The sequence below is a fragment of the Moraxella sp. ZY210820 genome, from assembly GCF_030674635.1.
In the GTDB taxonomy this organism is placed as follows: Bacteria; Pseudomonadota; Gammaproteobacteria; order Pseudomonadales; family Moraxellaceae; genus Acinetobacter.
This window is the reverse complement of record NZ_CP089978.1, coordinates 200,248-223,893: the sequence shown is the minus strand read 5'-3', so window position 1 is coordinate 223,893 and position 23,646 is coordinate 200,248. Positions and strand designations below refer to the sequence as shown.

Annotated in this window: 21 protein-coding genes and 1 pseudogene; 12 read left to right on the top strand and 10 right to left on the bottom strand. The window is 36.5% G+C overall.

Features of this window, described 5'->3' with window-relative positions:
- The first annotated feature begins 114 nt into the window (after positions 1-114).
- The 7 genes from LU301_RS01125 to LU301_RS01095 all read left to right on the top strand — a co-directional run bounded on the left by LU301_RS01125 (position 115) and on the right by LU301_RS01095 (position 6,949).
- On the top strand, positions 115-1,770 hold the full coding sequence (locus tag LU301_RS01125; RefSeq protein WP_305271742.1) for an AMP-binding protein: 1,656 nt from the start codon (positions 115-117) through the stop codon (positions 1,768-1,770).
- A gap of 443 nt (positions 1,771-2,213) precedes the next feature.
- Positions 2,214-2,777: a DUF3261 domain-containing protein gene (locus tag LU301_RS01120; RefSeq protein WP_305271741.1), complete on the top strand. Its 564-nt coding sequence runs from the start codon at positions 2,214-2,216 to the stop codon at positions 2,775-2,777.
- A gap of 6 nt (positions 2,778-2,783) precedes the next feature.
- Positions 2,784-3,956 (top strand): beta-ketoacyl-ACP synthase, encoded by a 1,173-nt coding sequence (locus LU301_RS01115; RefSeq protein ID WP_370692211.1) that lies wholly within the window; start codon positions 2,784-2,786, stop codon positions 3,954-3,956.
- 11 nt (positions 3,957-3,967) lie between these two features.
- Positions 3,968-4,444 (top strand): hotdog family protein, encoded by a 477-nt coding sequence (locus LU301_RS01110; RefSeq protein WP_305271737.1) that lies wholly within the window; start codon positions 3,968-3,970, stop codon positions 4,442-4,444.
- 16 nt (positions 4,445-4,460) lie between these two features.
- Complete coding sequence (locus tag LU301_RS01105) at positions 4,461-5,186, top strand: 3-ketoacyl-ACP reductase FabG2 (RefSeq protein WP_305273896.1); 726 nt, start codon at positions 4,461-4,463, stop codon at positions 5,184-5,186.
- Entirely contained in the window at positions 5,183-6,412 is a 1,230-nt protein-coding gene (locus tag LU301_RS01100) for a beta-ketoacyl-ACP synthase (RefSeq protein WP_305271735.1), read from the top strand. Before LU301_RS01105 ends, LU301_RS01100 begins: the two co-directional genes overlap by 4 nt.
- A gap of 108 nt (positions 6,413-6,520) precedes the next feature.
- On the top strand, positions 6,521-6,949 hold the full coding sequence (locus LU301_RS01095; protein WP_305271732.1) for an excinuclease: 429 nt from the start codon (positions 6,521-6,523) through the stop codon (positions 6,947-6,949).
- 302 nt (positions 6,950-7,251) lie between these two features.
- On the opposite strand, the gene LU301_RS01090 is transcribed toward LU301_RS01095, so the two are convergent.
- Both LU301_RS01090 and LU301_RS01085 read right to left on the bottom strand, forming a co-directional pair.
- Positions 7,252-7,668: a hypothetical protein gene (locus LU301_RS01090; protein WP_305271730.1), complete on the bottom strand. Its 417-nt coding sequence runs from the start codon at positions 7,666-7,668 to the stop codon at positions 7,252-7,254.
- 122 nt (positions 7,669-7,790) lie between these two features.
- The gene (locus tag LU301_RS01085) at positions 7,791-8,180 is read right to left on the bottom strand and encodes a hypothetical protein (protein ID WP_305271727.1); all 390 of its coding nucleotides are present in this window, start codon (positions 8,178-8,180) and stop codon (positions 7,791-7,793) included.
- Positions 8,181-8,391: 211 nt separating this feature from the next.
- On the opposite strand from LU301_RS01085, the gene LU301_RS01080 reads away from it, so the two are divergent.
- From LU301_RS01080 to LU301_RS01065, 4 genes are all read left to right on the top strand, one after another.
- Positions 8,392-10,011 (top strand): inorganic phosphate transporter, encoded by a 1,620-nt coding sequence (locus LU301_RS01080; RefSeq protein WP_305273895.1) that lies wholly within the window; start codon positions 8,392-8,394, stop codon positions 10,009-10,011.
- A gap of 141 nt (positions 10,012-10,152) precedes the next feature.
- Positions 10,153-10,833 (top strand): tRNA (adenosine(37)-N6)-threonylcarbamoyltransferase complex dimerization subunit type 1 TsaB, encoded by a 681-nt coding sequence (tsaB, locus tag LU301_RS01075; RefSeq protein WP_305271725.1) that lies wholly within the window; start codon positions 10,153-10,155, stop codon positions 10,831-10,833.
- A 9-nt stretch (positions 10,834-10,842) separates the two neighbouring features.
- Positions 10,843-11,670 (top strand): undecaprenyl-diphosphate phosphatase, encoded by an 828-nt coding sequence (locus LU301_RS01070; protein ID WP_305271723.1) that lies wholly within the window; start codon positions 10,843-10,845, stop codon positions 11,668-11,670.
- Complete coding sequence (locus tag LU301_RS01065) at positions 11,664-12,497, top strand: class I SAM-dependent methyltransferase (protein ID WP_305271721.1); 834 nt, start codon at positions 11,664-11,666, stop codon at positions 12,495-12,497. Before LU301_RS01070 ends, LU301_RS01065 begins: the two co-directional genes overlap by 7 nt.
- 58 nt (positions 12,498-12,555) lie before the next feature.
- Here the strand turns inward: LU301_RS01065 and LU301_RS01060 are convergent, their stop codons facing one another.
- From LU301_RS01060 to LU301_RS01025, 8 genes and pseudogenes are all read right to left on the bottom strand, one after another.
- Positions 12,556-13,344, bottom strand: coding sequence for a hypothetical protein (locus LU301_RS01060; RefSeq protein WP_305271718.1), 789 nt, complete (start codon positions 13,342-13,344; stop codon positions 12,556-12,558).
- 4 nt (positions 13,345-13,348) lie between these two features.
- On the bottom strand, positions 13,349-14,431 hold the full coding sequence (aroB, locus tag LU301_RS01055; RefSeq protein WP_305271716.1) for a 3-dehydroquinate synthase: 1,083 nt from the start codon (positions 14,429-14,431) through the stop codon (positions 13,349-13,351).
- A gap of 83 nt (positions 14,432-14,514) precedes the next feature.
- Positions 14,515-15,078 (bottom strand): shikimate kinase AroK, encoded by a 564-nt coding sequence (gene aroK, locus LU301_RS01050; RefSeq protein ID WP_305271714.1) that lies wholly within the window; start codon positions 15,076-15,078, stop codon positions 14,515-14,517.
- Positions 15,079-15,170: 92 nt separating this feature from the next.
- Entirely contained in the window at positions 15,171-17,297 is a 2,127-nt protein-coding gene (locus LU301_RS01045) for a type IV pilus secretin PilQ (RefSeq protein ID WP_305271712.1), read from the bottom strand.
- Positions 17,298-17,323: 26 nt separating this feature from the next.
- Positions 17,324-17,863, bottom strand: a complete 540-nt coding sequence (locus tag LU301_RS01040; protein WP_305271710.1) for a pilus assembly protein PilP — start codon at positions 17,861-17,863, stop codon at positions 17,324-17,326.
- On the bottom strand, positions 17,863-18,561 hold the full coding sequence (locus tag LU301_RS01035) for a type IV pilus inner membrane component PilO (protein ID WP_305271707.1): 699 nt from the start codon (positions 18,559-18,561) through the stop codon (positions 17,863-17,865). Before LU301_RS01035 ends, LU301_RS01040 begins: the two co-directional genes overlap by 1 nt.
- A 197-nt stretch (positions 18,562-18,758) precedes the next feature.
- Positions 18,759-19,451: pseudogene (locus tag LU301_RS01030) on the bottom strand (PilN domain-containing protein); the annotation flags it as partial.
- The gene (locus tag LU301_RS01025; RefSeq protein WP_305271705.1) at positions 19,451-20,509 is read right to left on the bottom strand and encodes a pilus assembly protein PilM; all 1,059 of its coding nucleotides are present in this window, start codon (positions 20,507-20,509) and stop codon (positions 19,451-19,453) included. The pseudogene LU301_RS01030 and the gene LU301_RS01025, both read right to left, overlap by 1 nt.
- Before the next feature lie 168 nt (positions 20,510-20,677).
- Between LU301_RS01025 and LU301_RS01020 the strand changes: the two genes are divergently transcribed.
- Complete coding sequence (locus LU301_RS01020) at positions 20,678-23,401, top strand: penicillin-binding protein 1A (RefSeq protein ID WP_305271703.1); 2,724 nt, start codon at positions 20,678-20,680, stop codon at positions 23,399-23,401.
- The last annotated feature ends 245 nt before the right edge of the window (positions 23,402-23,646 follow it).

Below are 23,646 nucleotides of genomic sequence, written 5' to 3'. Positions count from 1 at the left end.
CCCTTATGCAAACCTTGTGTTTATTGGGCGAATATGATTCGCCCCTACAACACAATGGTTAATTTTGTACCAGTTCTTAAGCTCTTTGACTATAGTTAAGATAAGGAATTTATCATGACGGATTTTCACACAGGTTTAGGCAAAAATTCAGCAAATTATCAGCCATTGACGCCAATTGATTTTTTGGAGCGTACCGCACGCATTTATCCACAGCGGACGGCAATTATTTACGATGATTTACAGCATAATCATTATACACAAACGTGGGCGGAAACCTTTACTCGCTGTAAACAACTCGCATCAGCCCTAAAAGGATTGGGTATCGATAAAAATGATACGGTCGCCGTGATGTTACCCAATACACCAGCGATGGTTGAAGTTGCATTTGGTGTGCCAATGGCAGGTGCAGTCTTATCCACGCTGAATACCCGTTTGGATATTAACGCACTCACCTTTTGTTTACAGCATTCTGAAGCTAAAGTGCTGATTTTAGATAGCGAATTTGCCCATCATGCAGAATTGATTGCAGAAACTTTTCCGAATTTAATCATTATTCATGCCACTGATAATGCCATTCAGGTTGAACCATTTGGACAGATGAGTTATGAAGAATTACTGACCAAAGCCGATGATTTAGACGCATGGGAAAAACCCGAAGATGAATGGGAAGCCATCACCCTAAATTATACATCTGGCACAACAGGCGTGCCAAAAGGTGTGGTTTATCACCATCGTGGAGCAGCACTGAACGCTATTTCTAATATTTTAGATTGGGATATGCCAAAATTTGCTACTTATTTGTGGACATTACCACTCTTTCATTGTAATGGTTGGTGTTTCCCGTGGTCAGTGGCAGAGCGTGCTGGCGTGAATGTGTGTTTACGCAAAATTGATGCCGATTTGATATTACAACTCATTGCCAAATATCAAGTCACACATTATTGTGCCGCACCGATTGTGCATAATATGATTGCTGGCGGTAAAGATGAATTAAAACAACATATCCAACATCAAGTCAAAGGTTGGGTGGCAGGTGCTCCACCATCAGAAGCAATGCTTGAAAAAATGGAAGCAATGGGCTTTCATATCAGCCATGTATATGGTTTAACTGAAGTTTATGGACCTGTAACCATCTGCGTAGAACATGATGAATGGAACGATTTGACGGTGGCTGAACGTGCTAGCAAAAAATCACGTCAGGGCGTAACCGCTCATTTGATGGCAGGTTTTGAAGTATTTAAACAAGGCACGACCATTCCTGTAGAAGCCGATGGCGAAGAGATGGGTGAATTGGCATTGCGTGGTAATATGGTGATGAAAGGCTATCTGAAAAGTCGTAAAGCCACAGAAGAAGCCTTCCGTGATGGTTGGTTTAGAACAGGTGATTTAGGTGTAAAATATCCTGATGGTTACATCAAAATTATGGATAGATTAAAAGATATTATTATTTCTGGTGGGGAAAATATCTCTAGTATTGAAGTGGAAAATATTTTGTATCGTATGCCTGAAGTGGCAAGCTGTGCTGTCGTTGCTGCACCACACGAAAAATGGGGCGAAGTGCCTGTGGCATTTATTGAAATTCAACAAGGTTGTACCTTAGACCGTACATCGGTGATTGAGCATTGTCGTAAACATTTGGCAGGTTTCCAAGTGCCAAAACACATTGTGTTTGCTGAAATTCCAAAAACCAGTACAGGTAAAGTGCAAAAATTTGAATTGCGTCAGGTCGCAAAATCGATGGCTCATGAAGTGGATAAAGTTACACATTAATGTCTAAATAGACATACGCAAGAAGTTTGCTAGCTATAAAAATGATTAACATTTTACAGCTCATTGCCAATGCTAAATTTGAGAAAGTATGTTGTTGATATTTCTATATTAGGTACTTCAATTTTATTGGTGTTATTGTTAAAGTAACTTTGATTATGACCTTTACTGTTGATTTAAGCAAGACTAAAAATATCAACACTTATTATTTCCTATTCTAAAAAATCTTCCTAATTTCAATAGGAAGATTTTTTTTAATTACAAACACTGCCCCAATCAAGTAAAACATAGCGTTTATCTCTTGTTTAGAATGAATTTTTAAGATAGAATTTCTTTTCAATTTGTTCCATTTGAATCTAGTAATATTCATGAAAAATGATAATTATATGCTTTAAAAAACAGATATTTCCCTTTATCTTATCAAGTATAAAATTGGATATAACCCTATGATAAATTTTAAATTATATATTATCATCATCATACTAACTGGACTGAGTGGATGCCAAAGTTTGCTCCCTACTGCTAAAGGTTTACCTGAGTTACAACTGAGCATATCACAAATTACACAAGCAACAAGCACACAACAACAAGTAGAAATGATTTGGCGTGAACAATCGTTCAGTTTTTTGTTGTATCAACAGCAACAAGCACAACAACTTCATGTGATTGCAATGACTTTTTCAGGACAAGTTTTATTTGAACTTCATTATGATGGCAAAAAAATCAATGTGTTACAACGTTATTCTGCTTTAAAAAATCTACCTTTGGATTTTTTGATGCGTGATATTTGGTGGGCAACATTACCGAGTTCACAATTACAATCTGCTTTAACATCATTAAACTATCAACTGATTGAACAAGAAAATTCACGACAAATTCTCAACGATCAACAACAAACTAGACTCTCCGTTCAGCGTGAAACACAAAAAACACTGATTGATAATCATGTGATACCCTATCGCCTGATTTTGAGTACAACCCAAGAACAATTTTTACTTGATCATGAATAGGATAAAATGATGTCAGCCGTAGGTATTCAGCTTAGTTCCGCATTATCTGCTTTAAATCAGCCCAATATTGATTTAAAACAGATTCTCACTAGCGATTTTAATCCATTATCAATCAATGAGCATTTACTCAACCGTCCTATTTGGGTTGGAGCTTATCCTGATAGTACAGAATTGGCTTTAGCTGATGAATTACAAGTGTTAAATTCCCGCAATTTACGTTTTGCCTTATTGGCATTACAACCCATTTTAACAACATTAAAACAACAAACGGCTAGTATTCCATCCTCACGTTTAGCTATTGTACTCGGGACTTCAACTTCTGGTATTAGCGATAATCAACAGCACCTCAAACAACAAAAACAAACAGGTCGCATAGAAAAATTAGACTATGATAAACAAGCTATGCATGCCTTAACCATCGGAGTACAACGCTATTTGGGTTGGACTGGCATTTGCTATAGTATTTCGACTGCCTGCTCTTCAAGTGGCAAAGCATTGGCAACAGGACAACGTTTACTTCATGCAGATTTAGCTGATGTGGTTTTAGTTGGTGGTGTAGATACTTTATGTCCTTTGACCTTAAACGGTTTTGATTGTTTAGATAGTTTATCCAGTCATATTTGCCAGCCGTTTGGTATAGGACGTGATGGTATCAATATTGGCGAAGCAGCCGCTCTATTTGTTTTAAGCAAAGATAAAGCACCTACTATGCTCATCAGTAGTGGTGATGCGATGGACGCATGGCATATTTCCGCACCACACCCAGAAGGTTTAGGAGCTTATACAGCAATGCAACGTGCTTTACAACAAGCTAATTTAACTATTGATGATATTGATTATATCAACTTACACGGCACCGCTACCCCACAAAATGATGCAATGGAAACAAAAGCCATTCGACAACTTGGAGCAACACAAACTTTCGTCAGCAGTAGCAAACATAAAACTGGACATTGCTTAGGTGCAGCAGGGGCAATCGAAGCATATATTTGCCAACAAATTCTGCAAGATAAACAACTGTGGTTACCCCATCATCAATATGGTCAAATTGATGATGAGTTAAGCGATTTAAATTATGTAACACCTACATCAAATATTAAAAAAGTCGATTATATTTTAAGTAATTCTTTTGCTTTTGGTGGAAGTAATGTCAGTTTAATATTCACTCGTGGTTATTAAGTAGTTATTCTATGAATACAGCATATCAAAATACAACAGAATCGGTATTACCTTATATTTTACATCGCTCACCAATATTATTAATTGATGAATTATTATCTATTGATGAAAACCGTGTGATTTCACAGCTTGAAATTCGCCCAGAACTCATGTTTTGTGAATCACAAGGCTTACCTACATGGGTGAGTATTGAAATTATGGCTCAAACTATCAGCTTATATGCAGGTAAACAAGGTAGTCTTGCAGGACAAGCACCTAAACTTGGTTTTTTATTAGGTACACGCAAATTATTATTACCATTTGACCATTTTCCACTAGCAAGTCGCTTACAGATTACTGCGGAAAAACAATATATTCACGATAATTTAGGCGTATTCAATTGCCACATTGATGTCATTCATTCATCATCACAGCAAGTTTTACCGCCTATTCAAGCGGTATTAAGCGTCTATGAACCACAAGATGCAACAGAGTTTTTAAATAAATAATAGATGAGTATAGATGATGAACAGACGTATTTTAGTAACAGGCTCCAATCGTGGTATTGGCAAGGCTATCGCCCTAAGTTTAGCCCAAGCGGGATTTGATGTTACCATTCACACACGCAGTCGTATGCATGAGGCACAGCAAGTGGTTGCCGAAATTCAAGCAATGGGACGAGAAAGTCATGCTCTACAATTTGATGTCAATGACCGTGCAACGATTGAACATATTTTAAATCAAGATATTGAACAATATGGTGCTTTTTATGGCGTGGTCTTAAATGCAGGATTGACACGAGATGGGGCATTCCCTGCTCTTTCTGATGATGATTGGGACAATGTCATCGATACTAGCCTGAACGGTTTTTATAATGTACTCAAACCACTCATCATGCCAATGATACGCCTAAAACAAGGCGGACGTATTGTTACTATCGCCTCTGTATCAGGCATTATGGGTAATCGTGGGCAAGTGAATTATAGTGCTGCCAAAGCAGGTTTAATTGGAGCAACCAAAGCCTTAGCGATTGAACTTGCTAAACGTAAAATCACCGTAAATTGTGTCGCACCAGGGTTAATTGAAACAGACATGATTACCGATGAAATTAAAGACCATGCACTCCCCCTAATTCCAATGGGACGTATGGGACAAGCCGATGAAGTGGCAAATTTAGTTAAATTTTTATGTTCTGATGAAGCAAGTTATATTACCCGACAAGTCATTTCAATCAATGGAGGAATGCTATGAAACGTGTCGTCATTACAGGTATGGCAGGCATTACATCACTAGGTGAAAATGCTGATGATATTTTTACCGCCTTTGCCGAACAGCGTAGTGGTGTAAAATATATCGCTGAATGGGAAAACCGTGACGGTTTAAATACTCGTTTGGGGGCACCTGTAGAGCATTTTACTATTCCAGAACATTTCACACGTAAAACCATTCGTGGTATGGGGCGTGTTGCACTCATGTCCGTTATTACTGCTGAAAATGCCTTAAAAGATGCGGGACTAAACCAGCATCCAATTTTAACATCAGGACAAGTTGGCGTGGCTTTTGGTTCATCGGCAGGAAGCGTTGATGCAATTACCGATATGGGTGAATTTTTACTACACAATAATGGCAAAAAAATTAATGCAACCACTTATATCCGTATGATGTCGCATACCAGTGCGGTCAATATAACCGTGCATTTTGGTTTAAAAGGTTTAACATTACCAACATCAAGTGCTTGTACTTCTGGCTCAATGGCAATTGGTCAAGCTTTTGAAGCCATTAAATATGGTAAACAAACCATTATGCTCGCAGGTGGAGCTGAAGAGTTTAGTGCAGGTAGTGCGGCAGTATTTGATGTACTTTTTGCCACTAGCTGTAAAAATGACCAACCACAAACTACACCACAACCATTCGATGCACAACGTGATGGCTTAGTCATTGGTGAAGGTAGTGCCTGCCTGATTTTAGAAGAATATGAGCATGCCAAAACACGTGGTGCAACCATTTATGCTGAAATTATCGGTTATGGCTCAAATACTGATGGTGAACACGTTACACGACCAGCCAGCGAACAAATGGGACAATGTATGCAACTCGCTTTACAAGATGCCCAACTTAGTGCAGATGATATTGATTATATCAATGCACATGGCACGGCGACCGAACAAGGCGATATTGCAGAAACCCAAGCTACAGCACGTATTTTAGGTAAAAAACCAATCAGTTCATTAAAAAGTTATTTTGGACATACACTAGGGGCGTGCGGTGCGATTGAAGCATGGCTCAGTATTGAAATGTTACGCCGTAATCAATTTATTCCAACGCTCAATTTACAACAGATTGATGAACGTTGTGGCGATTTAGATTATATCCAACATCAAACTCGACATATTGATAACGCAAACATGATTATGAGTAATAATTTCGCTTTCGGTGGCATTAATACATCCTTGATTTTTAAAAAAGTTGATTTGTGATAGAATAAATCTTATACTCATCATCAATAATCGCTGTACACTATGATGATATTATCTCAATATCATCATAGATAATACACCATGTAATGCAATTTTTGGAGAAAAAATATGCTTAAAAAATTAATGTTAATGACAACTTTAGCAGTTGGCTTGACGACTATCGCTCACGCTAAAGATGAAGCACACTATCTTGATTTTAACCAAGCTGTACAAAATGCTATTTCACAGGGTTTAATTGACGGTAAAGTCAAATTTAATCTAGCAGGTACACGCTCTGGCGGTCAAGTAATTAAAAAAGATGTGATTTCAAACAAAAAAACCAATGGTTTTGCTAAATCAGTAGAAAAATCATGTGAACACGCTTTACATTCAGCACTCATTCACTTAGATGCTACTGCAAAAGCACAAGGTGCTACTGCAGTCAATAATATCGTAGGATATTTTAAGAAAATTGAATACCGCAGTACTTCAAAATATCAATGCTACAAAGGTACAGCGATTGCTTCTGTAACTTTAAAAGGCGATTTGGTACGTTAATTTTCAGTTGATATAGCCAAATAACCTAAGAATTGGTACAAAATTCACTATTGTATCGTAGGGGCGAATCATATTCGCCCTGTATGAATAAATATCATATTTATTGGGCAAATGTGATTTGCCCCTACAAATCTGTACCAATTTTTAGGTTAAATTAGTATATGATTTGCCCCTACAAATCTATATCAATTTTTAGGTTGAGTTAGGATAGTGAATAAAAAATATTCACTATCCTTTTGAAAAATCAATAAAAAATCCTATAAGAACATCTTATAGGATTTTTTGTGATTTGTACTAAATCATTATTGTGCTTGTGCAACACTTGGTACTGCACAACTTGTTTTAAAACGTTGTTCTTCTGTATCAGTATAGGTATATTCTGCACGTGTTGCATTATGCGTAAAGATACTATTATCATCTGAATAAGTATCCATATGCGTATGCTCTTTTGGACGATAGAATGGATAAACTGTTTTTGGTGTATCGTCATATTCACGTGTTAAGATACTTTGACCATTCATTGTCGTTAATTCGATGGTTTGTAAATCGATAAAACGAACTTCAACTGTTTCACCATTGTTACAAGTAAATTGTTTAGATACAACTTTTTGCATCACAGGTGCATTCATCGCTGATGGCTTACTATCTTCAATATGTGCCATAGCAGTTGTTGAAGCAAGAGCTAAACCCATCAAAGCCCAAAGAGATAATTTTTTCATAAACTTTTAACCAGTTATTTAGAGGAAATTTACTTATTTTATCAAGAAATATCATGCTTGAATATAGTTTATGCGATATTTATCACATTTTTTACATTTCTTAGCGAAATAAACACACGTGATTATTTTTTCATAAAATCGTTATAGCAAGCATTTAAAGTTTTAGCAACAGCATTCGCTACAATTTTAGTACGTGCATTGCTATCTACAGCAGCCTGACCTAATTCAACTGCAGTTACACTTTGCGGTGCTTTCTCACTCACACAACCACATACATTTGTTAAAACTGTAGATTGTTGCTCTGAATTCATCGCCACAGAGGCTAATTTCCATGCTTGATGGTTTTGAATTTCACTACGACATTTTTGGTCAGCTGCATATTTAAATACACCTACACCCACATTAGTTACAGTATTCATACCATTGGCAATATCTGTACTGCTCACTGTACCCGTTGTACATGCCGTTAATGCACTACTAGCAAGTAGTGCCAAAATTAACGATTTTTTCATTACATTTCTCTATAGAACTTAACATTAAATTTATCATAATCAATTTTTATTCATTATTCAAACAGTTGATTGTATCAATATCTTATCATTTGCATACATGAAATGTGAGCATCATTTATATCAATCATATCTTATTTTTTGTCATTAAATTGTCATATTACTATTTTATAATATTAAGATTTAGTTATACTTTTTAAATTATTATATGAATATGCAACCCAATTCATCATACCCTCATCAAAACACAGAAACTCATCATGAACATCAAGCAACCAATGTGCATGTGAAAAATCCTAAATTTTTTAAACCAGCCTTTTTTACGCTAATTATCGGGACTTTATTTTATATAGCCATACAACTTAATGCAGATTTAGCTCATGTTCCAGCTTTAAGTTTTGGTGTTTTAGCGTTATTGGCAATGGCTTTATTTTTAGCCTTAGGTTTTGAATTTGTAAATGGTTTCCACGATACAGCAAATGCTGTTGCAACAGTGATTTATACCAATGCTCTGCCTGCACCTGTTGCAGTCATTTGGGCGGGTTTTTGTAATTTTCTTGGAGTGATGGTTGCAAGCGGTGCAGTTGCCTATGGTATTATCGCCCTATTGCCTGTTGAATTAATTATGAATGTGAGTAGCGGTGCAGGGTTTGCGATGGTATTTGCCATGTTACTTGCTGCTATCATCTGGAATTTAGGGACGTGGTTTTTTGGTATTCCAGCATCGAGCTCACATACATTAATTGGTTCAATTTTAGGTGTGGGCATTATGAACTATATCTTACACTCAAGCACAGGTGCAAGCGGTGTCGATACGGAACAAGTAATAAAAGTTGGTAAAGCCCTATTATTTTCACCGTTAATTGGTTTCTTATTTGCAGGGATTTTATTCTTTTTAGTTAAAAAAGTATTCCATAAACATTTTGAATTATTTCAACCACCTAAGGGTAATCAACCACCACCACCTATTATCCGTGCCATTTTGATTTTTACTTGTACAGGCGTAAGTTTTGCTCATGGCTCAAATGATGGGCAAAAAGGTATGGGCTTAATCATGTTAATTTTAATTGGTTTAGTGCCTTTAGCCTATTCATTAAATAAAAATTTAGATGCTCAACATTTACAATCATTCCAACAATTATCAGCTCAAACCGCTCAAATTATTAGTCCAAATACACAATTAGATGAAACCAAAGCACGTCAAATTTTAACCACTTATGTACAAACCAAACAACATACCCCTGAAGTTTTACCTGCCTTAGCCAGTCTTACGCAAGATTTAGGGCAAGAATTAAAAACTCATGGCGATATTAAAAGTATCCCTGAATATAAAGTGGCTGAAGTGCGTAATGATATGTATTTAAGTCATACCGTATTTAAACGTTTAGATAAAGCCAAAGCCTTACCAACAATGGACGATACGCAAAAACAAACAGTACAAGCCTATCGCTCTAATTTAGATAGCTTTTTACAATACATTCCAACTTGGGTCAAAGTAGCCGTTGCCCTAGCACTTGGTCTAGGTACAATGGTTGGTTGGAAACGCATCGTAATTACCGTTGGTGAAAAAATTGGTAAAAACCATATGACTTATGGTCAAGGAATGTCAGCAGAATTAGTGGCGATGAGTACCATTGCTGCAGCTGATGGTTTTGGTATGCCTGTATCAACTACACACGTTTTAAATAGTGCAGTTGCTGGTACAATGGTAGCCAATCAATCAGGTTTAAATGCCAATACTATTAAAAGTATCTTATCAGCTTGGGTACTCACTTTACCAGTTACCATTTGTTTATCAGGTGGATTATATTGGTTATTACTGAAAGTGTTTTAATCATACTAAGGCAGATATCTGATCTGCCTTTTTACTATCGTTTAAATTGAGTTTAACAATATTATTAACGAAATTAAAAACAGCAAATGGCGATTTTATAGTATTATATTACGCTTTCTATTTTTCTATCATAGGTTAAATATGCGACTGTTGGCACTTGAAACTGCAAATGAATATTGTTCTATCGCCTTTTATGAACAGCAACAATGCCGTTTTTTTCAGCTTGATGAACGCACCAAAATGCAAACTCAAGTGATTTTACCCATGATTGAACAAGGATTGACTCATTGTGGCTGGTCATTTGCTGATTTATCTGCGATTGCTTTTAGTCGTGGACCGGGGTCATTTAGCGGTGTACGCATTAATGCAACTGTCGCTCAAGCACTCGCATGGGCAAATGATATTCCTGTCATCAGTGTTTCAACCTTACAAGCCTTAGCCCAACACGCCTATCAACAACAAAATTTAAGCCAAGTCAGTGCGATTATTGACGCACGCATGAATGAAGTGTATTTAGCTAATTTTAGCTGTGATAGTCGTGGGATTATGCAAGCGATTGATAATGAACAATTATTAGACTATCCATCAGCTCAACACTATGCACAATTTACAGCGGTGGGTTCTGGTGCAAAATTTGTACAAGATGATACAGCATTTACCCAACTAATGCCAACCGCTCATGACATTGCCCAAATCGCATTAAAGACACCAACTTCACAATGGTTAAAACCTGAACAAGCATTGCCTGTTTATTTACGCAATGATGCATGGAAAAAAATCAATGAACAAGGTAAAAATCCTTCAACATCAACCAATATTTAGGAGTAAATTATGGACATTTTATTATTTATCAAAGCCTTTATTATGGGTATTGTTGAAGGCATTACCGAATTTTTGCCGATTTCTAGTACAGGACATTTAATGCTTTCTGCCGATTTAATGAATTTTTGGCAAGATGAAAAAAAATTAACCGTATTTGTCGCTGTTATTCAAATTGGTGCAATTTTAGCCGTTATTTTTGAATATTGGCATAAATTATGGGGAACAGCAAAAGGTATGCTCACAGGCGATAAACAAAGTCGCCAGTTAGGTTTAGGCTTGATTTTTGCATCTATTCCGATTGTAATTGCTGGGCTAACACTTGATGATTTAATCGAAAGCATTCTAGGTAGCAATGTTATTATTGCCATCAGTTTAATTGTTGGCGGTCTCATTATTTGGTGGGTCGAAAAACATCCACCAATAGTAGTCGCAGAAGAAGTCGAACATTTGACTATTAAACAATCTATTTTAATTGGTCTTATTCAAATGCTATCGCTCATTCCCGGGACATCTCGCTCTGGTGCAACCATTATCGGGGCAATGTTTATGGGCGTATCTCGTAAAGCAGCCACTGAATTTTCATTTTTCTTAGGTTTACCAGTGTTAATTGGTGCGGGATTATTGGCATTTCTCAAAGGTTATCAAACCTTTGTAACTGTTGAAGATTGGGCGGTATTAGGCTTTGGCATTTTCATTTCATTTGTCTCAGCTTTATTATTTATTCGTGCTTTAGTCGCTTATGTCGCTAAACGTGATTTTATGATTTTTGCTTATTATCGTATTCTTTCAGGCATTATTATTTTAATTTTTGCATTAACAGGTTGGCAGTTATGGTAAATACAACAACAGCCATAGCCATTTATTATGACAATCCGCTTCATTTAAATACCATTCAAGACTATCAGCAACGCCTACATCAACGTGGTGTTATTAGTCAATTACATTATATTGATAAAATTAATGCCAAATTTTTACGCTTAAATGCTGAACTTGCCCTTGTATTTGATGATGATGGTTTGTCATTGGCATGTAATGGTATGAAAATGAATCCTGATTGGCAAGGAGAAATCAATCGCTTAAAACGAGCAGGATTAAAATCAGAAATGCTTGCTCGTGCGTGCCAAGTGGATAAACAGCCACAATTATTAGATGCCACTGCAGGACTTGGGCATGATAGCTTATTGATGGCACATTTAGGTGCAAATATTATACTGGTAGAACGAGACCCCATTTTATATACATTATTAGAATATCAGTACCAAAATGCATTACAACATGAATTTTTAGCACCGATTGCACAACGTATACAACTTGTTTTTGTTGATGCTCAACACTATTTACAACAACTTATTGAAAAACAACACTATATTGATGTAATTTATCTTGACCCAATGTTTCCACAACGCAATCAACATCAACACAAAAAAGCACAAGTCAAAAAACAAATGCAACTATTACACATTTTGCTAGAACAAGATAATGTTGATAGACAACAAAACCCTAATGCCATGGATTTAGGCGATAGACTATTACCTTTAGCACAACAAGTGGCTAAACGTGTGATTGTAAAACGTCCACGCTTGGCAGTTTATTTAAATCAACAAACTCCAGACCACCAGTGGTTAGGCGATACTTGCCGTTTTGATGGTTATTTCTGGAAATAATAGATTTATTTTAGCTGTGGAAAAGTTAAAAAGTTATCCACAGCATGCAACCAAATAATTATTCTGTAGTTTTAGTTTGTGTCTCTTTAGCAGACTGGGTTACTGGCACTTGTGGACGTACTACACGTGTTACAGGTTCTACAGGTGGAGGGGTAGTTATTGTCGTACCATTTGGACTCACTGGTGCTGATGGTGGTACAACTTTAGGTATAGCAACAGAACGTAAATTTATCGTATATAAACGATTAGCCGAACCATTCGTTATTTCTTCTGAACCCACTTCATTCACTAATTTTACATAATCAGCAAAGGGCTTTGGTTCAGGCTTTAATGTTTTAGGAATATCTAAAGTAATCAACTGCTCTGCTAAACGCTGTGCTCCTTCTTTGGTTTTTAAACTACCATATAGCACAACATAGATTTCTTCTTGATTTTCACCACTCAAACGTGTATAAAATAATTCTTTTTCATTTTGATGATGTTGCATATAATCTAACACAACACGCTCTTCATTCGCACGGAATAATTCTACCGTCCATTTCTTTTGATTCGCTTGAATAAACTTAGTCCCACGGAAATTAGGTCCATGATCATTATTAATCGACACGACACGTTTTTTTAACTCTAATGGAACAACTTCTTGCGTTAAAGCACCTAAAGTTTTATGCGTAGTTACAGCTTCTATTTGAATTTCTTCAGTGCTACTCTCTTCAGCTTGCTGTTTAACCATATTTAAGCTTGGTTTATCAACCAAAAACCACGACACCAAAGCCCCTGTTACACATAGAATTGCAACAAAACCCCAATATTTTTGGGGTAAATGTGGATTAGACTGCATAGCACTCATCTAATTAAACCTTTTGCTGTGAAATAATAGTTTGTCGTAATGCTGTTACATCAAAATCTTTAGTAATAAATGCTTGCCCTAATTTTTTCAATAAAATCAAACGCAATTGACCATTTAACACTTTTTTATCATGACTCATATAAGCTAAAAATTCATCTAATGGAATTTGTGGTGCTTGTGTAGGTAAATTTGCACGTTGGATAATACCTTTAACTCGCTCTACATCTTCAGTAGAAATCCAACCCATGCGTTGTGACAAATCAGCAGCCATTACCATACCAGCCGCCACTGCCTCACCATGTAACCATGTACCATAACCCATATATGACTCAATCGCATGACCAAATGTATGTCCTAAATTGAGTAAAGCACGATTACCTTGTTCAGTTTCATCTTCAGCAACAATATTTGCTTTTTGCTGACAACAACGATAAACCGCTTCAGCCAATAAATCTTCATCACGAGCAATCAACGCTTCCATATGTTGCTCAAGCCATACAAGAAATGATTCATCACCTAAAAGTGCATATTTAATTACTTCTGCCATACCTGCTGATAACTCACGATCAGCTAAGGTATCTAACTGAGCCATATCCGCCAATACTACATTGGGTTGCTTAAACGCCCCAATCATATTTTTACCAAGCGGATGATTAATTCCTGTTTTACCTCCCACACTTGAATCTACTTGTGATAATAATGTAGTTGGTACTTGAACAAAATTTACACCACGCTGAAAACTAGCAGCAGCATAACCAGCCATATCACCAATTACCCCACCACCTAAGGCTAATATCGTACAATCCCGATTAAAACCAACTTCTAATAAAGCATCAAAAATTAAATGTAGATGTTGGAAATCTTTATATTGTTCGCCATCAGGTAGAATACATTCAGCAACATATTTACCTAAACTTTGTAATGCTGTTTTATAATGTATCAAATACAATGGTGCAACTGTCGTATTTGTTACAATCATCACTTGTTGGCTTTTAATATATGGTGCTAATAATGTTGCAACATCTAACTGACTTCCAATAAAAATTGGATAACGACGCTCACCTAATTCTACGTATAATGTTTGCATTTGACTTACTCAATCAATTCATCTAATAAAAATGTGGATTATGGTATTTATTTTACCTTAATCCACATCGAAAATCATTAGCTTTAAAAATAAGACTTATATTGTGGTAAATTTTCTTTACCTAAAGTCATTTCAATGATTTTACTGGCTAATAAACGTGGCTCACCTTGATGTGTTTCAATCACATAATCTGCAACTTCACGATATAAAGGATCACGTATAGCCAATAAATCTCTCAAGCGTTGTTCTGGGTTTTCAACCTGTAACAATGGACGATTTTTATCACGATATGTTCTTTGTAACTGTATTTCAACTGGTGTATATAAATAAATCACAATACCATCTCGTTGTAACAATAACCGATTAGCACGTTGTGTTACTACACCACCGCCTGTTGCAACCACTAGATTAGTTTGCTGTGCTAATTCATTTAAAACAGCAATTTCTCTCTGGCGAAAACCACTTTCCCCTTCTTTCTCAAAAATCCAAGGAATAGTTGCACCTGTTTTACGTTCGATTTCATGGTCGCTATCAACAAAAGAACGCCCTAGCATTTCTGCTAGATAGCGTCCAATTGTTGTTTTGCCTGCTCCCATAGGGCCTATCAAATAAATATTAGACAGACTTTGACTACGAATATTTGGCAAAAAACACCTCTAAACTTATTCTAATCATACAGTGTGTATTGAATATTTTATCTATAGAATTCAATATTCAATACACCCTAGAAATCATAGGATTAATTTCTTAAACTGTTGTCATTAATAATTCGTGGTGTTACGAAAATTAATAACTCACGTTTATTTTCTTTCTTCACGTCTTGACGGAACAAGCGACCAACAGCAGGTAAATCACCCAATAATGGTACTTTATTAACTTGATTTTGGTTAATTTGTTCAAACACACCACCTAGCACGACAGTTTCACCATCATTAACTAAGACATTGGTATTCACTTCATTTTTATTTAAAATCGCTTCACCATTATTTGCATAGCCAGCAAGTGAGTCATTGGTAACATTCAATTGCATTTGTACTTTACCTTCAGGCGTGATACTCGGTGTAACATCTAATTGTAGAACAGCTTCTTTAAACTCAGTAGTTACTGTTGTTTGTCCTCCAGAAGATGACACTGTTTGATAAGGAATCTCTTGACCTGTTTTAATGGTTGCTTTTTGTTTATCCGCAGTTAAGACTTTTGGTGTTGAAATTACTTCACCACGACCATCAGCTTGTAAAGCTGATAATTCTAAATCGAGCATAAAATCAGATAAATTTAACAAACCAAATGCTATTTTTGCAGCCCCAGTTGTAGTTACACCTAAATCTACATTTAAATTAGAAGGACGTTGAATAGTATAAGTTACTCCACCTGTACTATTCGTAGTTGGAGTCCTTAAATCCCAAAGGGTAGTTTGACTACCACCAACTTTAAAACGCCCATTATCACGATTACCTAAAATCCCCCAAGACACACCTAACTCTTTACTAAAATCCGTGGTTGCACGTACTACACGTGCTTCAACCATTACTTGTTTAACTGGTACATCAAGTAATTCTATCATTTTACGAATTTTATCTAGGTTTTTTGCAGTATCGTTGATGACTAAGGTATTGGTACGGTCATCTGCAACTGCACTACCACGAGCACTTAATAAGCTATCTAAAGACAAACTATTACCAATTGTAGTATCTGAATTACCACCATTAGCATATTTACGTGCTTCTTGACGTGCATCATCTAAGAATTTACCAATCACACTTGCTTTAGCATAACTTAAACGCATATATTCAGTTTGAATCGGTGCAAGTTTGATACCTTGAGCAATGGCATCTGCTTCTTCTTTTTCGGCTTTAATAAGATCTGCTGCTGGTGCTACCCAAATGACATTACCAGTACGACGTTTATCAAGATTTTTTGTCTTTAAGATAACATCTAATGCTTGATCAGCAGGAACATCTCTTAAATTTAAAGTGATATTACCTTGTACATTATCAGCTGCAACAATATTGGTACCTGTAAAATCACCTAATAACTGTAATACTTCACGCACACCAATATCTTGGAATTGTAAAGAAATTTTCTTTCCTGTATAGGTTGGTGTAGGTGCTTTAAATACTTGCTCTACAGGACGTTTGAAATTTAAAGTTAAACGTTTATCTGATTGATACGAAGTAAAGTCATAGCCACCTTCAGTTTGAATAGTAATCACACCATTCGAACCATCATTATAAGCATCAATCGCGGTTACTGGTGTCGCAAACTCCGCAGTATTCAAACGGCGTACCAACTGGCTTGGAATTTTGCTACCACGTGTACGAATAACAACTTTAGAACCTTGTTGTTGTACATCAAGCGGTGTTTTAGCTGCTAATAAATCAACAACAACAACACCTTCATTTTTTCCAGTGCCTTTTTGGAAATTAATATTTGCCACGCCCATTTTAGGTACTGCAGCTTGTTTAGCCACCTGTGCTTGTTGAGCTTTAGCATTATTAATTTTTAAAATAAAAGTATTACCTTCTACACGACTGGTAAAACCAGCTGCACTTTTGATATTTACTGTTAAACGTGAGCGTTGAGCATCTGTTTCTAAATCAACAGCAGAAACTTCATTACCTGTAACAGGAATTTGTTTTTTGCCTACCGTTTGACCTACTTGTGGAAAATCCAAAAGTAGACGTGTTGGCTGATTTAACTGATATGCTTGTGGTTGTGGTGGTAAACCATTAAACATCACACGGATTTCAGTACCGTCTGCGACAGCGACGGGTGCAATATTGGTAATATTTACTTGTGCGTTAGCAACCTGTACCATTGCTAAAGCAACAGCACCTAATGAAAATTGACGAACTAAAGAATTCATATTTAGGCTTCCAATCAAAATTTATTTTACTTAATCGCAGATGATGCTGCTTGTGGCAATATTAATGTACGTGGACGTTCAATATACGCACCACGACCATCAGGTACAATTTCAATCAAATCGACTTGTACAGGTGTAATACGTACAATACGACCATGATTTTGCCCCAGATAGTTACCACGACTTACACTAATGATTTTACCTTCTGGTGTTTGAATTAAGGCTTCAATATGGCCTGCACGATTTTGCATACTACCTTTAAGCAATAATGTCTCTAAAGCAAATTTCTCTAGTGGCTGCTTAGGACGAGCTTCATTTGGATAAACTTTACGCCCTGCCATCGTTTTAATCTCAGCAGCAATAGATGCTGGAATAAATGGCGAACGAAGAGAGTTTGCAGCATACAAGAATGTTTGCACAGGTGTAAATACAGGAATCGGCTCAGGTTGCTTTGGAGGATTACGACGAATTTCTTCCATTTTATCCTGTGCGATTTGTTGGCGGTCATCACAACCGACCATCAATGTTGCAACAGTTGCTGTTAAAATCAGATGATGGAGTTTCATTAGTTAGCTCCCCCTTCTTTACCTGCTTCTGGTGTAGTTACTTCAGCAGTTTGTTCTTTATAGCGATACGTTTTTGCAGTAATTTTATAAGTTACTACTGGAATATCTGATTTTGAATCAACATTACCAATAATTTCAAAATCATGCAACGTTACAATACGTGGTAATAACGCAATATTACTTACAAAATTACCAAAATTGTGATAATCACCCGTTGCTTCAATGGTAATCGGCTGTTCGATAAAGAACTCTTGTGTAACTTCTGGCTCCAGTTTAATATTTTTAAACTTCAAACCTGCATTTACACCTGTAATGTTAATATCTTCAACCAAAGCAGGAATCTCAGTTTCTTTAGGTAATTGAGTTAATTGCTGTTGGAATTGAGCTTCCATTTGTTTCAGTTGCTCTTGCAATAATTTTGAATTACGCACACGAGAATCTTTTTCCTGAAACTCTTTCAATAAGTTTTCCTGTTGTGCTTCTGCAGTTGAAATCTCTTCTTGTTTTGGCTTAATCACAAAGAAATAACCTGCAGCACAAACTGCAGCAAAGATAAAAATCCACACTGTAATTTTTACAGGTAGTGGCCAACCACCTACATTGCTATTATCTAGATTATTAAATTGTTTAAAGAACTGATCAACTGTCATTTTCTTCTTTGGTGTTACATTTACACCATCTAAATCTTCACGACTCATTATTTAGCCCCTTGATTATTTACTGGTGCAGGTGCAGGTTCAGGTTGTGCCTGACCATTCACAGGTGCAGATTGTGGTGCAGGCTGTGCTTGTCCATCTGCAGGTGTAGGTTGCTGTGCAGACTGTACTTGACCATTTGCAGGTACAGGTTGCGGTTCAGGCTGTGCTTGTCCATCTGTAGGTGCTACAATCACCGCATTCGGATCTACAGAAACATCAGTTGTCTCAGTTGCTTTAGAAATATCACCTAAATCAACAGTTACTACAAATTGACCATACTTAATTTCAGGACGCTGTAATAGAGATGTCAGTTCTTGTGCACCCATTGGATCAGTTGTTGATATTGATTTAGCAACATTATTAAATGCATTTGTAACAATATTTAACTTTGTTTCATCAACTGCAACAAATGAATTCATAAATGCATTACGAAACCATGGAGAATTTTCTAAACCACGTAATAATTCTGCCACTACATTTGGATCTTGTGCCTTGCCCTCGATGGTAAATTTATCACCTTTACGCTCAAATTTCGTAAAATGCATTTGCTGTGGTGCAATACGCACCATCTCATCAGCAATATGCACAATGACTGGACGTTGAGCTTGTAAGCCATCAATCAGTTTCATACGTTCGATAATATCAGCACGTTGTTTATCCAAACCTTCTAAATCTTTGAGCTCAGTATCCAATTTAGCATTTTCCGCAACAATCATTTCATTGACTTGTTGTTGTTGCTCTAACTGCTGACTAAAATACATAAAGCCCGCAAAAACGGTAACCGCCCCTAATAATCCCGCCAATACTGAACGTGTTTGAAATTCTTTTTTACGCTTTTCACGTAACTCGGCACGCCAAGGGAGTAAGTTAATATTTACTGTTTTTATCATTAATCAAACCCTCGTAAAGCCAAGCCACACACTGTAAGTAGACCTGCGGCATCATTTTCAATTTTCTTAGTATCGATGTGGTTAGCGAAACTCATTTGAACAAATGGATTTGCAACTGTTGTACGATAACCTAAGTTACCTTGTAACTTTCGAGCTAAACCTGGTAAATTCGCACTACCACCAATTAATAATAAATGGTCAATTTCACCTACTGTTGAAGATGATTGGAAGAATTGTAAAGCACGAGAAGCTTGTTGTTCAACCTGTTCTAAGAAAGGTTCCAAAACTTCTGCTTCATAATCATCTGGCAAACGACCTTCTATTTTTGCTTCATTTGCTTCTTTAAAATCAATACCATAATGGTTTTGAATTGCTTGAGTTAATGCCTTACCACCAAATGACTGTTCACGTGTATAAATCACTTTACCATTTTGTAATACAGAGAATGTTGTGGTTGAATGCCCAATATCCAACACTCCTAGTATATTAACATTCACCGTAAAGGTATTTGCAATAGTCGCTAAAGCACGCTCTAAAGCATAGCCTTCTGTATCAACGACTTTTGGTGTTAAACCTGCAACGTTCAATACTTCAACACGAGCGTCCACATTTTCAGTACGTGTGGCAACAAGTGCGACATTAACTTTGCCCGCAGTTCGTGCAGGCTCATCTAAAACCGCAAAATCTAAATTTGCTTCATCTAATGAGAATGGAATATACTGCTCTGCTTCCATACGAATTTGTACTTCCCGCTCATCATCTGTCATATCTGCATCCATTTCAATGACTTTATTAATTACTAGCGAATTTGGGATTGCTGTGGCAGCATTTACTGTACGTGTATCAGCTTTCTCAATCGCTTTTTCTAAAGCTTCACCTACAGCATCTGTATTTACAATATTTTTCTCAACGACACTACCTTCTGGCAATTCAACACTGGCATAGTTTTCTACCCAGTATCGACCATTTTGTTTCGTGAGTTCAAGAACTTTAACTGAAGTCGAAGTAATATCCACTCCAATTATGCCGTTCGTCGGCTTACGTTTTAACTTGAGCACAACATTATTCCTATATTATTTTGTATGCTATTTCGCAAACAAATGACAAAAACAAGTACATATTCATATTTTATTCAATTTTTCGCAAAAAATCTAACATTTTCTTGCAATAAAACGCTATACTTGCAAAAATATTTTGTCTGCACCCTGTATTTAAGCCGATTTATTATGAAAAATCTATCTTTTTTTAAAATTTTTCGCTCAATTTTGATTTTTTTTGCCATGATGCTCATTACTATTCCAATGGGTTTTTATGGAATGTATCTTTATATTACTCCTTCGTTACCAGATGTAAAAACATTAAAAAAAGCACCTTTATTAAAACCATTACAAATTTATACCATTGATGAACAGCTCATTGCTGAGTTTGGTTCAAAACTTTCTTTACCTGTCACTTACCAAGAAATCCCACAAGATTTTATTCATGCGTTTTTAGCAGCAGAAGACTCATCATTTTTTGAACACGGCGGGATTAGTTTTAAAAGTTTAGGGCGTGCCGTGAGTGAATCTATTACTGGTGCAGATACACAAACTGGTGGCTCAACTATCACTATGCAGGTTGCTAAAAATTATTTCTTAACGCCTGATCGTACATTTAAACGTAAATTAACAGAAATCTTTTTAGCACGCCATATTGAAGAAAACTTAGATAAAGAAGAAATTTTAACACTCTATGTCAATAAAATTTTCTTAGGTAAAAATGCTTATGGTATTCAAGCAGCAGCTCAAATTTACTACGATAAAAAATTAAAAGATTTAACTATTGCACAGATGGCAATGTTGGCAGGCTTACCTAAAGCACCATCAAAATATAATCCTGTCGTTAATCCTGAACGTGCTTTAGAACGTCGTAATTGGATTTTAGGACGTATGCTACAATTGGGCTATATCAATCAAGCACAATATACACAAGCAATTTCCGAACCAATCGCACTCAATATGGTAACACGTACCGTACCAAATCGTTTTCCTTATGTTGCAGAAATGGTACGTAAAGAATTAGTCAGCAATTTTGGTGAACAAGCAATTGATTCTGGCTTTAAAGTTTATACTACCATTGATAGTGTACGTCAAACTTATGCAGAAGAAGCTGTACGTAAAGGAATTGAAGATTATGACCGCCGCCATGGTTGGCGTGGCCCAGAAGCACATGATGTACCACTAGAAAATTTTGTACCCTATTATAATATGTTCCCTGCAAAAGTGCTAAAAGTTACAGGTGTAGGATTTACTGCTGAATTACAAGATGGCGAACTTGTGCGTGTTTCACGCCAAAATATGCCTGCTTATATCTTCCGTAATGCTAATGTGGCTACTGGTGGCGGTGTAGGACAGTTTGTTAAAGAAAAAGATATTGTACGTTTACGCCCTAATAAAGACCGTACTGTTTGGACTTTGGTTCATACACCACGTGTACAAGCACAGCTAATTTCTATTCACCCAAATGATGGCTCGATTGTAGCCATTGCAGGTGGATATAATTATTTCCACTCAAAATTTAACCGTGCTACTCAAGGCTGGCGACAACCTGGTTCTATTATTAAACCATTTGTTTATGCACTAGCTTTAGAACGTGGCATGACACCGCATACACACATTAGTGATAATGCTATTCGTATTGGTAGTTGGTCACCTAAAAATGCTGATGGTCGTTATTTAGGTATGATGCCTTTACGCCGTGCTTTATATTTATCACGTAACACGGTTTCTGTACGTTTATTACAAATGGTTGGCTTAGAACGTACTCGTCAGTTATTTATTGATTTTGGTTTAACTGAAGAACAAATTCCACGCAACTACACCATCGCTTTGGGTACACCACAAGTATTACCAATTCAAATGGCAACAGGCTATGCGACTTTTGCGAATGGCGGTTATCGTGTACAACCTTACTTTATTCAACGTATCGAAGATCATACAGGCAAGCAAATTTTTAAAGCAAATCCTGAATATGCGTGTATTAAATGTATTGCTGATAATAAGAAAATCACTGATATGATTATTAAACGTGGTGTTGAACAAGATGAAGCTGATGATGAAAATGCAACTTTAGATGAAATTAATGCAAAAATTGAAACTAAAGAAAAAGCAATGAACGGTAAACAAGCGGAACAGAAAGAGTCTACTCAAACCGCTAAAATCCAAGCAGAATATCGTCAAGCTCATCGTATCTTAAAATCAAATTCTGCCTATGAAATGGCTGGTATTTTACGTGATGTAATCCGTATAGGTACAGGTAAAGCCGCTTTAAAAATTGGGCGTGGAGATTTAGGAGGTAAAACAGGTACTACTAATGATGCCAAAGATGCATGGTTCGCTGGTTTTAACGGACAAATGGTAACTGTGGTTTGGGTCGGTTATGACCAACCTGCCACTTTAGGTCGCCGTGAATATGGTGGTGTTGCCGCCTTACCAATTTGGTCTAATTTTATGGCAAAATCATTGCGTGGTACGCCTGAAAGTTGGGTAAAACTTGATGAAAATGGCAATAAAACTATCGACCGTAGCGATATTGTTGTTGCTAATCAATCTAAAGATAAAAAGCAAAACAATACTCAAGAAAAATCAGCACCGCCTGAAGCTGTACCAATTTATCTAGCTCGTTCAATCAATACAGCACCTGCACCACGTCCAAGTTCACGCAATGTAGAAAATGACTTTGCAGATTTACCGGGTGAAAGTATTCCTGAAGAAATTATTACGCCTAAACGTAAATCCACTTCTTCTCGTCAGCAAGACGTAGAAAATAAGCGTAATAATGAATCTGAACAAGCACCACAAGTACATATTGAAGAACAAAATATTCGTCCATCTCGCCAAGCACCACCTAAAATGGGCTCATCAGAGACTCATAATGATGGTTTAGAAAACTTGTTAGATGGTAATATGTAACCAATTCATATAGTCGATTTATATCAGAATAATACAATAAATGTAGGGGTTTATTACATAAACCCTTTGTAAAATCAATTGCTTGGGCGAATATGATTCGCCCCTACTGTTCAATTTTGAATTGAATTAACTATATAGAAAGAACGATTCAAGATGAATCGTTCTTTTATTTGTATTGCATAAATGTCTAAGCTTTGTCGTTTTATTCGCACTAAGTCAAGAAATGACAATACTTTATGATAAAA